Source organism: Rathayibacter sp. VKM Ac-2879 (assembly GCF_015351245.1).
GTDB lineage: Bacteria > Actinomycetota > Actinomycetes > Actinomycetales > Microbacteriaceae > Rathayibacter.
In genome coordinates this window covers 785858-799389 of record NZ_JADKSO010000001.1, presented here as the reverse complement: position 1 = coordinate 799389, position 13532 = coordinate 785858, and the positions used below count along the sequence as shown (strand labels likewise).

The following is a 13532-nucleotide window of genomic DNA, read 5'->3' as shown; positions in this document are numbered from 1 at the left end:
CGGGAGCCTCCGTCGACTACGCGGTGAGCGTCGCGATGTCGATGACGAAGCGATAGCGCACGTCCGAGGCGAGCACGCGCTCGTACGCCTCGTTGATCTGCGACGCCGATACGACCTCGACATCGCTGGCGATGCCCTTCTCGGCGCAGAAGTCGAGCATCTCCTGGGTCTCGCGGATGCCGCCGATGCCCGAGCCCGCGAACGAGCGACGCCCGCCGAACAGCGTGAAGACGTGCAGCGGCAGCGCCTCCGCCGGAGCGCCGACGTTGACCATCGTGCCGTTGCGGCGCAGCAGACGCAGGTAGTCGTCGAGGACGAGGGGTGCACTCACGGTGTTGATGATGAGGTCGAAGGTGCTCGCGAGAGTCGAGAACGTCTCCTCGTCCTTCGTCGCGTAATAGTGGTCGGCTCCCAGACGAAGACTGTCCTCCTTCTTGCCGAGGGTCTGCGAGAGCACCGTCACCTCAGCGCCCATCGCGTGCGCGAACTTCACGGCCATGTGCCCGAGTCCACCCAGGCCGACGACCGCGACGCGCTTGCCGGGGCCTGCCTCCCAGTGCGAGAGAGGCGAATAGGTCGTGATGCCCGCGCACAGCAGCGGAGCCGCAGCCTCGAACGGGATCGACTCCGGCACGCGGAGCACGAAGTCCTCGACGACGACCACGTGGGTGGAGTAGCCGCCCTGGGTGATCGTGCCGTCGCGGTCGACGGAGGCGTACGTGCCGACGTTGCCCTCGAGGCAGTACTGCTCCTCTCCGGCGAGGCAGTTCTCACACGTGCGGCACGAGTTCACCATGCAGCCGACGCCGACGCGGTCGCCCACGGAGTGCATGGTGACCTCGGCGCCCACCTCGGCCACCACTCCGACGATCTCGTGGCCGACGGTCAAGGGGTACGTGACCGGCCCCCAGTCGCCGCGGACGGTGTGGATGTCGGAATGGCAGATGCCCGAATAGGCGATCTCGATGAGGACGTCGTGCGGACCGACGTCGCGGCGCTCGAGGGTGGTGGGGACGAGAGGCTCGGTCGCGGAAGGCGCGGCGTAGGCGTTGACGGTGAGCATGGATTCTCCTCGTAGGCGGGCGCGCGAGAACGTGTCGACGGGGGTGAGGACGCGAGCGCGCTCGACCACGCTACCGGCGGGGCGCTGGACGTCGGCCGTAGGCTCGGAGGATGCGCGAAAGCATCGATCTGAACGCCGATCTCGGCGAGGGTTTCGGCGTCTGGCGCCTCGGCGACGACGACGCACTACTCGATGTCGTCACGAGCGCCAGCATCGCCTGCGGATTCCACGCGGGCGACCCGACGATCATGCTGACGAGCTGTCGTCGTGCCGCGGAGCGGGACGTGGCGATCGGCGCGCACGTCTCCTACCGAGACCTCGCCGGCTTCGGACGGCGCGAACTGCCCGTCTCCGCCGACGAGCTGTACGCCGATGTCGTCCATCAGCTCGGTGCCCTGCAGGCCGCAGCGCGCGCGGCCGCTACCGCGGTGCGCTACGTCAAGCCGCACGGCGCGCTCTACAACCGCATCGTGCACGACGAGGTGCAGGCGGAGGCCGTGGCCCGCGCGGTCAGCGACGTCGCCCCAGGACTCCCCCTCCTCGGCCTGGCCGCGTCCGCGATCGAGCGCGCCGCCGCCGCAGCCGGCCTCCCGTTCGTCCGGGAGGCGTTCATCGACCGCGGCTACCGCGCCGACGGCACTCTCGTGCCCCGCGGCGAACCGGGCGCCGTGCTCGCCGATCCTCGTCACGTCGCCGAGCGCGCGGTGCAGGTCGCTCTCACCGGCCGCGTAGAGGCCGTGAGCGGCGAGAGCATCCGCGTCGACGTCGACTCGCTCTGCGTGCACGGCGACACGCCCGGCGCCGTCGAGATGGCGGAGGCGGTGCGCGCGTCCCTGCTCGCGGCCGGCCTGCTCCTTGCTCCTGCCGCGCCGTGATCGCGGTCGAGCTGCTGCCGTCCGGCGATCGGGCGCTCCTGGTCGAGGTCGACGTTCTCGACGCAGCCCTCGCGCTCTCGGCGGCGCTCGACGACGCCCGACCCGACGGCGTGATCGACCTGGTGCCCGCGGCGAGCACGGTGCTCGTCGTCCTCGATCCTGCCGTTCTGAGCGTCGCGCGGGCGGAGCGCTGGATCCGCGACCGTGCCGAATCGGCGACGCCCGATCGCGCGCGAGTCGCGGGCCGCGTGGTCGACCTCCCGGTCCGCTACGACGGTCCCGACCTGGACCAGACTGCCGCCCTCCTCGGCTGGAGCGTCGGCGAGCTGGTCCGCCGCCACAGCGGCACCCGGTGGCGTGCGGCGTTCGGAGGCTTCGCGCCGGGATTCGCCTATCTCGTCGCGCTCGACGCGTGGCCCGAGGTGCCGAGGCGCGCCGAGCCGCGCACACGAGTGCCCGCCGGCACCGTCGCCCTCGCGAGCGGCTACTCCGGTGTCTACCCGCGCGCCTCCCCCGGCGGCTGGCAGCTGATCGGCTCGACGGAGGCGGTGCTGTGGGACACGGAGCGGATGCCGCCCGCGCTGCTCGCCCCCGGCGACGAGGTGTGCTTCCGGGCGGTGCCGTGAGTCTCCTCATCGTCGATCCCGGCCCCCTCGCGCTCGTCGAGGACGAGGGCCGCGCGGGGTTCGCCGCCATCGGTGCCGGCGCATCGGGAGCGATGGACCGCGGGGCGCTTCGCGTGGGCAACCGTCTGCTCGGCAACCACCCCGGGGCGGCGGGCCTCGAACTGCTCGGAGGCGGCTTCTGCGCCCGGTTCGAGACGGACGCGTGGATCAGCCTCGGCGGATCCCCGGGCACGGCCGAGATCGACGGCCAGCCACTCGACCACGTTCTTCCGCGGCGGGTGGACGCCGGCTCGTCGCTCCGTCTCGGTCCCCTCCGTCGGGGGCTGCGGCGCACCCTGGCGATCCGCGGAGGCGTCAACGTGCCGCCGTCGCTCGGCTCGCGCTCCCGAGACACCCTCTCGGCGCTCGGGCCGGAGCCCCTGCGCCCGGGAGATGTCCTGCCTGTCGGCACGCCGGCCGAGGCCGTGCGCGCACTCGACTGGTGGCCGTTCGATCCAGCGGGCGAGGAGGCGGTGCTCCTCGTGCACCAGGGACCGCGCCTCGCACGCGTGCCGGAGGGGACGTGGCGACGCCTCCTCGACGGACCGTGGCGCATCGGTGCCGCCGACCGGGTGGGACTGCGCCTGGACGGCCCGGCGCTCCCCACCGGGACGGCTGGCGAGCTACCCAGCGAGGGTGTGCTGCACGGGTCGGTGCAGCTCCCACCCTCGGGACAGCCGGTCGTGTTCGGGCCGGACCATCCCGCGACGGGCGGCTACCCGGTGATCGCTGTCGTGGACTCCGGTTCGCTCGACACGCTCGCGCACCTCGTGCCCGGAAGCGTGGTGCGGCTGCGCGCCGCGCGACCCCGCTGACCACTCAGCGCGGCGAGCGCTCCGCCGCGGTGACCACGTTGTGGATGAGCATCGCGCGCGTCATCGGCCCGACACCGCCGGGCACGGGCGAGAGCCAGCCCGCGACCTCCGCGACCTCCGGAGCCACGTCTCCCGTGAGCCTCGCTCGACCCGTCTCGGGGTTCTCGACCCGGGTGATGCCCACGTCGAGCACGGCGGCGCCGGGCTTCACCCAGTCGGCCTGGATCAGCCCGGGCACGCCCACCGCGGCGATCACGATGTCGGCACGTCGCACCTCCGTCGCGAGATCGGCGGTGCGGGAATGGGTCAGCGTGACGGTCGCGTCCAGGCCCTTTCGGGTGAGGAGGAGGCCGAGCGGACGCCCCACGGTCAGACCGCGACCCACCACCACGACGTGCCGTCCCGCGGTCGGGATGTCGTGCCGCTGGAGCATCTCGACGATGCCGTGGGGCGTGCACGGGAGGGGGCTCTCGAGCTCGCCTGCCACGCCGAGCACGAGGCGCCCGAGGTTCGTCGGGTGCAGGCCGTCCGCGTCCTTGTCGGGATCCATCAGCTCGAGCATCGCGTTCTCATCGATGCCCGCGGGGAGCGGGAGCTGGATGATGTAGCCGGTCACCGCCTCCGAGGCGTTGAGCTGCTCGATCGCCGCGCGGATGTCGGCAGCGGAGGCCGTGGCGGGCAGGTCGACGCGGATCGACTCGATGCCGACCTCGGCGCAGTCGCGGTGCTTGCCCGCGACGTAGGAGCGCGAGGCGGGGTCGTCGCCGACGAGCAGGGTGCCGAGGCCGGGGACGATGCCCTTCTCGCGCAGCGCTGCGACGCGGAGGGCGATCTCGCCCTTCACCGCCGCAGCGGTGGCTGCTCCGTCGAGTACCTGTGCCGTCATCTCGAGACTCCTCGTGCTGGGGACGCCGGGCGCGCGACGAGAGGCGCGCGCCCGGCGTCCGGGGGTGGTGGACCGACTAGAGACCCGGGTAGAGCGGGAAGTCGTCGGTGAGGCGGGCGACCCGCGCCCGCAGCGCCTCCAGATCGGCTGAGGGCTTGAGCGCTTCGGCGATGACGTCGGCCACCTCGGTGAACTCGACGTCGCCGAAGCCGCGGGTCGCGAGGGCCGGCGTGCCGATCCGCAGGCCGGAGGTGACCATCGGCGGTCGCGGGTCGAACGGCACCGCGTTGCGGTTGACCGTGATGCCGACCTCGTGGAGTCGGTCCTCGGCCTGCTGGCCGTCGAGCGGCGAATTGCGCAGGTCGGCGAGGACGAGGTGCACGTCGGTGCCTCCGGTGAGCACGTCGATGCCCTCGGCCTGCGAGTCGGCGGCGGTGAGACGCTCGGCCAGGATCTGCGCGCCGCGGATGGTGCGCTGCTGACGGTCGGCGAACTCGGCCTCGCCGGCAAGCTTGAACGCGGTCGCCTTCGCCGCGATCACATGCATGAGCGGGCCACCCTGCTGTCCGGGGAACACGGCCGAGTTGAGCTTCTTGGCGTACTCCTGCTTGGCCAGAATGAGGCCGGAGCGCGGGCCGGCGAGCGTCTTGTGCACCGTCGAGGTCACGACATCGGCGTACGGCACCGGCGAGGGGTGCAGGCCGGCCGCGACGAGACCGGCGAAGTGCGCCATGTCGACCCAGAGCTTGGCGCCGACCTCGTCGGCGATGGCACGGAACGCCTCGAAGTCGAGGTGGCGCGGGTAGGCGGACCAGCCGGCGATGAGCACCTGCGGCCGGACCTCTAGCGCCTTCTCGCGAACCGCATCCATGTCGATGCGGAAAGTCTGCGGGTCGACCCCGTAGGCCGTCGCGTTGTAGAGCTTGCCCGAGAAGTTGAGCTTCATGCCGTGGGTGAGGTGCCCGCCGTGGGCCAGCTCGAGGCCGAGGATCGTGTCGCCCGGCTGGATCAGCGCGGAGAGTGCCGCCGCGTTCGCGGTAGCACCGGAGTGGGGCTGGACATTGGCGAACTCGGCGCCGAACAGCGCCTTCGCGCGGTCGATCGCGAGCTGCTCCGCCACGTCGACGAACTCGCAGCCGCCGTAGTAGCGGCGCCCGGGGTAGCCCTCGGCGTACTTGTTGGTCAGGACGGAGCCCTGGGAGTCGAGCACGGCACGGGGGACGAAGTTCTCGCTCGCGATCATCTCGAGGTAGCCGCGCTGGCGGTCGAGCTCCTGCTGGAGGACGGCGGCGATCTCGGGGTCGACGACCGAGACGGGCTCGTTGAACGACGCGGCGAGGCTGGTGGTCGGGGCGGAGGAAGAGGACACGGACGCTCCTTGACTGCGAAACGGAAGGTGCCCATGCGGCCGCGGCGAGGCGAGGCGGCTCGTGCGGGCGACCCGATCTACGGTATCCGTTCCGGCCCAGGCGTGCGGCAGGAAAAGCGTCCGGAGCGAGCCCCGGAGAAGGTGTCGCTCCCTGATGGTCACCCATCCGAACGCCAGTCGCGACGGCGCGAGTCTAGCAACGGAGGGGGCTCCGCGCGAGGCGGGATCGCAGGAGGGGTGGCGCCGCCGGCGCGATTACGCGACTCGACGCCTCCACGGCGGACGGTCCGTGCGAGCATCGCTCGGACTGGGTCGAGCCGAGGAGGCGACGTGCACAAGACGGAGCCACCACGCCGCCACCGGCATGGCTCGCTCGAGGCGAGCGGCGATGCCGAGCTCATCGGGCTGGTCCGGCGGGGCGACGCCGCCGCAACCGCCGAGCTGTGGCGCCGACATGCGGCGGCCGGTCGCACCGTCGCCCGCGCCTGGAGCGCGAGCCTGGACGCCGACGACCTGGTCTCGGAGGCGTTCCTGCGCGTCCTCGCGGCGATCGAGCGCGGAGGAGGGCCCGAGGGTTCCTTCCGCGCCTACTTCTTCACCTCGATCCGCAACGTCGCCTCCTCGTGGGGGCGCAGGCAGGGCCGCGAGCGTCCCTTCGAGCCCGAGACGCATGACCGCGCCACCCAGGGCCCGGAGGAGCATGTGCTCGCCGCCCTCGAGCGCGATCTCAGCGCTCGCGCGTTCCGAGCGCTCCCGCCGCGGTGGCAAGAGGTGCTCTGGTACACGGAGGTCGAGGGCCTCTCGGCGGCCGAGGTCGCCCCGCTACTGGGTCTGCGCCCCAACGGAGTGGCCGCGCTGAGCCTCCGCGCCAGGGAGGGTCTTCGCGGGGCCTGGATCCGCGAGCACCTCGGCGACGCTCCGGCCGAGGGCGAGTGCCGGTGGGTCCTCGAGCGCGCGGGCACTCACGCTCGGGGTCGGCTCGCGGCGCGCGACCGGATGCGCCTGCGCGCGCACCTGGCGGTCTGCGAGGGGTGCACGGCCGCGCTCGCCGAGGCCGAGAACGCCGGGCGGAGGCTCGCGACGGTGCTCCTGCCGCTCGCCGCCGGGCTCGGAGGCGCCGCCGCGTTCGCCGCGCACGACGCGCTGGGGGGCGCGGTGGCCGTCGCGAGCGCGGCCGAGGCAGGCCCGCCTCCGGGAAGCACAGGTTCGGCCTCGGCGCAGCTGGGTGTGGGCGGCGGCTCGGCCGGCGGCACGCTCGTGACCGCCACTCTGATCGCCGCCGGGCTGGTGCTCGTCGGCGGGATCGCCGTGGCGGCCCTGTTGCCGGGCTCGGCGCCCGTCGAGGTCGCGGAGGAGGCGAGCGAGCAGGACGGGCTCGGCCCCGCGACTCCGGGGAGCGGGACCCCGTCGAGACCTGCACCTGCCGCGACTCCGGCGGTCGCCGCCCTGCCGACCCCGCCTCCCGGTCCGTCTGGTTCTTCACAGGCGCCGCCGTCCGGCCGTGCCGGGCCCGCGTCGTCGACGGAGGCGGCCTCCGGCGTCGACGGCCCGATCGTCGCGATGCCGCCGAGCACCGCCGAGCCGACGGCACCGACTCCGACGACCGCACCCCCCGCGCCCGCCGTCGCCGCGCCGCCGCTCTCGACCGCCGCGCCCTCCTCACCCGCCCGGACGGCCGTTCCCCTGCCCGCCGCGTCCCCCGCTCCGGCGACGACCGCACCGCCAACGACCACACCGCCGAGCGCCACCGCCACCACCCTCATCGTCACGGAGGACCCCGAGCACCACCTCCTTCCCGACGTGCACGGCACCGCGGCGCCGAACGCCTTCGTCGCGCTCGAGAACGCGAGAACCGGGCAGGTCTACGCCCGGACGCGGACGGACGCGGACGGGCACTGGGCCGCCTCCGCGGTGCCGCTGCCCGTCGGCAGCACCTCGCTCCTCGCTCGCGCGCACGACACGGCTGCGAGCACCGCGAGCGAGGTGACCCTCGACGGCCCTCGACTGTTCGTCCCGGGATCTCCCAAGGCGGGCGAGGTGCCCGTCGTCGTCGCCGCCGACTCGGGAATCGTGCAACTGCTCCTCGACGGCAATGTCGTGCACGAGCGCACCGCGGTCCCTCCGGCGTTCGCGGGCACGATCACGGTCGGCTCGGGCGCACACACGATCGGCGTGCGCTACGTCGACGGTGCCGGCCGCGTCGGCCCGACAGTCGCCTCCGTCATCGTCGTGCGCTGACGCGGGCGCATTCGTCCGTCGCGGCGCCTCCACCCACCGATATCCTGAGCGGATGCAGCCCGAGCCCGCCGCGCACGCCTCCGACCGATCCGCCGCCACGGGCCTCCCCTCCACGGGCGAGGAGCGCGTCCGGGGCAACCACTGGACGCTGACGTTCGCGTGTCGCGACCTGCCGGGCATCGTGCATGCGGTCTCGGGAGCCGTCGTCCAGGCGCGCGGGAACATCACCGAGAGCCAGCAGTTCTCCAGCGCCGACACGGGTCGCTTCTTCATGCGTCTGCAGGTGGAGTCTCCGGTGACCCGTGAGGAGTTCGCCGCGGCACTCCTCCCGATCACCGAGCACTACGGGATGACCTGGCGGCTGGACGTGGTCGGTCGCCCCCTGCGCACGCTCGTCCTGGCCTCGACCGCCGCGCACTGCGTCAACGACCTGCTGTTCCGGCAGCGCGCGGGGCAGCTCGCGGTCGACGTGCCGCTGATCCTCTCGAACCACGGCGCGCTCCGCGATCTCGCCGAGTTCTACGGGGTGCCGTTCGAGTCGCACGCCGTCGTCTCGTCCGAGACCAAGCGCGCCTTCGAGGAGCGTGTGCTCGAGGTCGTGCACGAGCACGACGTCGAGCTCGTCGTCCTCGCCCGCTACATGCAGATCCTCTCGCCGGAGCTCTGCGCTCACCTGGCCGGACGTGCGATCAACATCCACCACTCCTTCCTGCCCGGTTTCAAGGGGGCGAACCCGTACAAGCAGGCGCACGCGCGCGGCGTCAAGCTGATCGGGGCGACCGCCCATTTCGTCACGAGCGACCTCGACGAGGGTCCGATCATCGAGCAGAACGTGGTGCGCGTCGATCACTCGCACTCGGTCGCGCAGCTCGTCGCCATCGGTCAGGACGAGGAGAGCCGCACGCTCACGCAGGCCGTGAAGTGGTTCGCGGAGGACCGCGTGCTGCTCGACGGCGCGCGGACGATCATCTTCCGCTGAGCCCTCCCCCGCGGGAGCCGTGGTCGCCGACGGCTAGCATGGTCGGCGTGAATCGAGAAGGAGCGTCCCCGACCGACCCCACGGTGCGGATCGCGCCCAACGACATCCTGCGCTTCCTCCTCGAGCTGTTCGCCTTCGTGACGTTCGCTCTCTGGGGCTTCAGCGCGTGGGACCTCCCGCTGAACCTGGTGTTCGGTGTCGGTGCCCCGCTGCTGGCGGCCCTGATCTGGGGCCTGTTCGTCTCGCCTCGGGCGGTGCTCGCCCTCGACGTCTACGGCCGCTCGCTGATCGAACTGCTGGTCATGGGAGCGGCCGCCGTGGCCTGGCTCGACCTCGGCCAGCCGATCGTCGCGATCGTGTTCGGCGTGCTCGCCGTGGTCTCGGGCGTCGTGGCCGGGAGGCGCTCGCTGTCCTGATCTCGTGAGGCGCCGGCCGCGTCGGTCGCGGGGCCCCTCCGACGGACGGCCGCCCCACCCGCTCCGAGGGGAGCAAGCGGGACGGCCGTCAGCGGATCCGCGGGGGACTACTCCGCCGCGCCCCCCTCACGCTGAGCCTGCGCCCGACGACGCAGACCGGTGATCACCGCTCCAGCACCCAGCAGGGCCAGCGCGCCGGCACCGAGGAGCCCGCCGTTCCATCCGGTCGAGGCCAGTCCGCCAGAGCCGGAGCCGGGCGTGCCCGGTCCTACGATCGGCCCCGCCGTGGGCGAGGCGCTCGGCGAGTCAGTCGGCGCCGGTCCGGCCGTCGGCGTCGCGGTGGGCTCCGGCGTGCCCGTGGGCTCCGGAGTCGCCGTGGGCGTGGGCGTCGGCGTCACGCTCTCGGGGACGTCCACACTGACCAGGGTCGCGCGGCCCGAGTCGGCGTAGGCCACGCGCCCGAGGTACTGCGCGGGACCGGCCAGGTTGCTCCACGAGACCGCGTAGTCCGTGGGCTCGCCCTGCACGGCATCGACCGTAGTGGGATCGGTCGCGAGCGAGCCGACACCGCCCTCGGCCGGGATCACGAAGCTGCGGAGATCGAAGGTGACCGTCGAGCTCGCGCCCACCGCGTAGATGTCCGCGGTGACCCGGTAGGTCCCGGGAGCCGGGTCCGCGAGGTCCACCCGCTCGTCCGCCGAGGCGGTTGCGCTGCTCGCCTCCGACACCGGCGCGCCCGAGGCGTCGAGCAGGTCGACGTAGAGGTCGAGGTCGGCCGTGTCGTCGGTGGAGTCGAGGTCGAAGCGCGCGAAGGTCGAGCCCTCTGGCACGACGACAGTGGTCTCGAACGTGTCTCCCGCCGGGAGCGTGCCCGAGTGGCCGTCGGCCGCCGTGGCGTCCTCGGCGAGGACACCCTCGACGAGTCCGCTCGTCGTCAGCGGCAGCGGGCCGTCGACTCCGGGGGTGATCGTCGCGGTGGCGGAGCCGGTGGACCCGGTTCCCGAGACCTCGTACGGCGCGTCGAGCAGCACCGGGCGCACCGCCACGGGGCTGCGCACCTCGTGCTCGGCGCTCGACCAGGTGAGGTAGCCGGTCGCGAACTCGTTCAGCTCCGCCGATCCGGTCGTGAAGCTGACCGTGTACTGCGCCGCCTGGCCCGCTGCGGTGAACGAGAGGGTCGACGGCGAGACGACGGCGTCGATGCCCGGGACGTCGATCGAGGGGGTGTAGCTGCCGGGACCGGTCGAGGTGACCGTGCGAGTCACGGTCTGCGAGCCGGCGAGCGCGCCGATCGCGATCGACGCCTGGTTCAGATCGGAGGGGTCGATCGCCTCGATCGGGTCGATGGCCGGGTTCGGAGTGAAGACGTAGCCCTCACCCTTCAGGAACGCGATCCAGTCGCTCGTGCCGCTCTCGTAGAGCAGTCCGGGGTCGAGGAACGCGGTCGGGTCGACGTGTCCGGCGCCTTGCGCGAAGACGTCCTCGGATGCGACTCCCGACTGGTCGACGGTGTCGTAGGCGCTCGTCATCATCGCCGACTTGACGGCCGACGGCGAGGCCTGGGGCGTCACTCCGAGGATGAGCGCGGCGAGGCCGGCGATGTGCGGCGACGACATCGACGTGCCCGACTCGAACGCGAAGGCGGGGTCGTCGCCCTCGGCGTTGAAGCTGTCCGCGAGGATCGCGACACCGGGCGCCGTGATGTCAGGCTTGAGCACATCGCTGCCGTCGGCTTCGGCCGGGCCGCGCGAGGAGAACCCGGCGACCTGGGGAACCGGGATCGTCGTGCCGGTGGAGTTGCCCTCGGTCAGCGTGACGGTGGCTCCGGGGGTGGAGGCGTAGGTGGTGATCGAGTCGTAGGCCTGCGAGTCGATCTGGATGCTCGGGACGGAGTGGTCGTCGACGTGCAGCGCGTTCGGGAAGGGGTTGAGCAGGAGCATGCCGATGCCTCCCGCCCGCTTCACTTCGGCTGACTTCGACACGCGTGCGGTCGTGCCGGCCGTGCACGCCACGATCGTGCCGGCGACCTTCGAGGGGTCCAGGCTGCCCGGCGCGCAGATGGTCGGCGACTCGGTGCCGGGGAGCACCACGTCGGCGCTGTTGACCAGCGGGCCGGTGACGGGTGAGTGGACGGTGATGGATCCTCCGGCGAAGGCGTCGCCGTTGCCGAGCGTGGCAGTCGCCGTGTAGGTCGGGATCGAGGAGGCGGCGACCGTCGTGTACCACGGCGAGGCGTGGTCGAGGGTCGAGGCGCCCGGTCCGGAGTTTCCCGCGGAGGCGGCCACGAAGACTCCCGCGGCGGCGGCGTTGAGGAACGCCTCGTCGATCGGGGTCAGCGTCGACGTCGCGGCGCCGCCTCCGATGGAGAAGTTGATGACGTCGACGCCGTCCGCGACGGCGGCGTCGATCGCGGCAAGGATGCCCGTGCCCGAGCAGAAGTCGTCGTCGTCCGTGCCGTTCTCGGTGCCGTTCCAGCAGACCTTGTAGGCCGCGACCTTGGCGGCCGGCGCGACTCCCGAGATGTCGCCGTAGTCGTAGCCGTCGACGGTGGCGTCGACGCCCGCGTTGCCGGCTGCGGTGCTCGCGGTGTGCGAGCCGTGGCCGTCGGCGTCACGGGGCGACAGGTACTCGGGGTTGTCGCTCGAGCCCGCTCCCTCGTTGGCGCCGAGGAACCAGCGCGCGCCGATGAGCTTCTGGTTGCATTCGCTGCCGTTCCATTGCTCCGAGGCGGCGAGGCCCGGCGAGCAGGATCCGACGAAGGACGTGCCGTCGGACTTCCTGTAGGTGACCGTGGTGCCGTCGGTGTAGGGCGCGGCTCCCGGGCTCGTCGCGAGCGCCGGACCGGCGAACGAGGGGTTCTCGGGGGCGATGCCCGAGTCGATCGAGCCGACGACGATGCCCTGGCCGGCCTTGTCGATGCCACCGACCTTCGACCAGACGCCGTCGGCGCCGTCGAGGCCGAGGAAGCTGGTGGACGATTCCTGTCCGGTGTCGGGGACGGGGAGGGCCGCGGCGGCCAGGCTGGCACTCCGCGCTGCGGAGGCCTCGGCGGCACGGTCGACCGTGAGGTCCTCGACCGGGCGCACTCGGGCCACATCCTTGCGGCCGGCGAGCTCACTCGCCTGCGCGCCGGTGAGGGAGGCGGAGAATCCGTTGAGCGCGACGGTGTAGTGGTAGCCGATCGTCACGTCTGCGGCGGACGCGACGGCGTCCTGTCGCTGCTCGAGGTGCGCGGAGTAGTCCTCGACCGGGGCCGAGCCGGCCTGGAGTTGGGAACCCGCCTCAGGAGCCGTGCGGGCGAAGCGCGCATCCGTGCCCTGGTAGGTCGCGGCGGACGGCTCGACGAGGGTGACGACGTAATCGCCGTCGTCGAAGCTCTGCATCGTCGAGAGTCCGCCGACGATCGAGGCGCTCCCCGCGAGCGGGGCGGCGGAGGCGGCGGTGGCCGCGAAGGCGGCCGTGGCGGCGACTCCGAGGGCGGCCAGGCCGGCGAGAATCCGCCTTTCGGCGCGGCGGACGGGTGGACGGTGGAACGAGTGGATGGGCAATCGATGTCCTTTACTCACATTCACTGGGAACCAGATCGGCTCTCACACAGAAACGACCCTACGAAATCGATTGCCCAGCTTTGTTACGGCCGCGTAACGAAGTCCGGTATCGGCACCCGTCAGGGGCTTGGCACTCGCGAGGGGAGAGTGCTAATCTGGGATCAGTTGAGTCGAGTCGACTCAACCCTTGAAACTCTTCGTTGCACGACTGAATGGAGTGATCTCAATGGCTGTCACCTACGACCCCATCCGCGAACTCGACCGCGTCGCCTCCGCCCTCTTCGGCTCGAGCCAGGGCCCGCGCCGCATGCCGATCGACCTCTACCGCGACGGCGACCACTACGTCCTCACCGCCGACCTGCCGGGCATCGATCCCGGCTCGGTCGATGTCGACGTCGACGGTCAGCTGCTCACCATCCGCGCCCAGCGCACGGTCGCGGGAGGCGAGGACGTCACCTGGATCACCCGGGAGCGCCAGTCGGCGACCTTCGTCCGCCAACTGAGCCTCGGCCAGGGCGTCGACACCGAGCAGATCTCGGCGTCCTACGACAACGGCGTGCTCTCGGTGACGATCCCCGTCAGCGAGAAGGCACGCTCGCGGAGGATCGAGGTCACCTCGGGCACCCGCGCCGAGCACGTGCAGATCGGCGAGGCCCACGCCGAGTAGCCGGTCTCTCG

11 protein-coding genes are annotated in these 13532 nt (G+C 72.2%); 7 read left to right on the top strand and 4 right to left on the bottom strand.

The window, feature by feature from the left end:
- Window positions 1-16 precede the first annotated feature (16 nt).
- A complete protein-coding gene (locus ITJ45_RS03925) occupies window positions 17-1063 on the bottom strand; it encodes an NAD(P)-dependent alcohol dehydrogenase (protein WP_194607489.1) in 1047 nt (348 codons plus the stop codon).
- 110 nt (window positions 1064-1173) lie between these two features.
- On the opposite strand from ITJ45_RS03925, the gene ITJ45_RS03920 reads away from it, so the two are divergent.
- The 3 genes from ITJ45_RS03920 to ITJ45_RS03910 are packed head-to-tail and all read left to right on the top strand — an operon-like array spanning window position 1174 to window position 3418.
- On the top strand, window positions 1174-1938 hold the full coding sequence (locus ITJ45_RS03920; protein ID WP_194607488.1) for a LamB/YcsF family protein: 765 nt from the start codon (window positions 1174-1176) through the stop codon (window positions 1936-1938).
- A complete protein-coding gene (locus ITJ45_RS03915) occupies window positions 1935-2564 on the top strand; it encodes an allophanate hydrolase subunit 1 (protein WP_323742844.1) in 630 nt (209 codons plus the stop codon). The genes ITJ45_RS03920 and ITJ45_RS03915 overlap by 4 nt, the downstream gene beginning before the upstream one ends.
- Window positions 2561-3418, top strand: a complete 858-nt coding sequence (locus ITJ45_RS03910; protein ID WP_323742843.1) for a biotin-dependent carboxyltransferase family protein — start codon at window positions 2561-2563, stop codon at window positions 3416-3418. The genes ITJ45_RS03915 and ITJ45_RS03910 overlap by 4 nt, the downstream gene beginning before the upstream one ends.
- A gap of 4 nt (window positions 3419-3422) precedes the next feature.
- Here ITJ45_RS03910 and ITJ45_RS03905 read toward each other — a convergent pair whose 3' ends face one another.
- A complete protein-coding gene (locus tag ITJ45_RS03905; protein WP_194607487.1) occupies window positions 3423-4304 on the bottom strand; it encodes a bifunctional methylenetetrahydrofolate dehydrogenase/methenyltetrahydrofolate cyclohydrolase in 882 nt (293 codons plus the stop codon).
- 76 nt (window positions 4305-4380) lie between these two features.
- Window positions 4381-5673, bottom strand: coding sequence for a serine hydroxymethyltransferase (gene glyA, locus ITJ45_RS03900; protein ID WP_194607486.1), 1293 nt, complete (start codon window positions 5671-5673; stop codon window positions 4381-4383).
- Between the two features lie 330 nt (window positions 5674-6003).
- On the opposite strand from glyA, the gene ITJ45_RS14150 reads away from it, so the two are divergent.
- The 3 genes from ITJ45_RS14150 to ITJ45_RS03885 are packed head-to-tail and all read left to right on the top strand — an operon-like array spanning window position 6004 to window position 9306.
- On the top strand, window positions 6004-7911 hold the full coding sequence (locus ITJ45_RS14150; protein ID WP_194607485.1) for a sigma-70 family RNA polymerase sigma factor: 1908 nt from the start codon (window positions 6004-6006) through the stop codon (window positions 7909-7911).
- Between the two features lie 52 nt (window positions 7912-7963).
- Window positions 7964-8890, top strand: a complete 927-nt coding sequence (gene purU, locus ITJ45_RS03890; protein ID WP_194607484.1) for a formyltetrahydrofolate deformylase — start codon at window positions 7964-7966, stop codon at window positions 8888-8890.
- A gap of 47 nt (window positions 8891-8937) precedes the next feature.
- Window positions 8938-9306, top strand: coding sequence for a YrdB family protein (locus ITJ45_RS03885; RefSeq protein WP_323742842.1), 369 nt, complete (start codon window positions 8938-8940; stop codon window positions 9304-9306).
- 107 nt (window positions 9307-9413) lie between these two features.
- On the opposite strand, the gene ITJ45_RS03880 is transcribed toward ITJ45_RS03885, so the two are convergent.
- Window positions 9414-12854, bottom strand: a complete 3441-nt coding sequence (locus ITJ45_RS03880; protein ID WP_194607482.1) for a S8 family serine peptidase — start codon at window positions 12852-12854, stop codon at window positions 9414-9416.
- A gap of 226 nt (window positions 12855-13080) precedes the next feature.
- On the opposite strand from ITJ45_RS03880, the gene ITJ45_RS03875 reads away from it, so the two are divergent.
- Entirely contained in the window at window positions 13081-13521 is a 441-nt protein-coding gene (locus tag ITJ45_RS03875) for an Hsp20/alpha crystallin family protein (RefSeq protein WP_194607481.1), read from the top strand.
- The last annotated feature ends 11 nt before the right edge of the window (window positions 13522-13532 follow it).

What these genes read in the sequence shown, in the direction of transcription:
- ITJ45_RS03925 (WP_194607489.1), bottom strand. Translation starts at nt 1,063, where the DNA reads ATGCTCACCGTCAACGCCTACGCCGCGCCTTCCGCGACCGAGCCTCTC.
- ITJ45_RS03920 (WP_194607488.1), top strand. Translation starts at nt 1,174, where the DNA reads ATGCGCGAAAGCATCGATCTGAACGCCGATCTCGGCGAGGGTTTCGGC.
- ITJ45_RS03905 (WP_194607487.1), bottom strand. Translation starts at nt 4,304, where the DNA reads ATGACGGCACAGGTACTCGACGGAGCAGCCACCGCTGCGGCGGTGAAG.
- purU (WP_194607484.1), top strand. Translation starts at nt 7,964, where the DNA reads ATGCAGCCCGAGCCCGCCGCGCACGCCTCCGACCGATCCGCCGCCACG.
- ITJ45_RS03875 (WP_194607481.1), top strand. Translation starts at nt 13,081, where the DNA reads ATGGCTGTCACCTACGACCCCATCCGCGAACTCGACCGCGTCGCCTCC.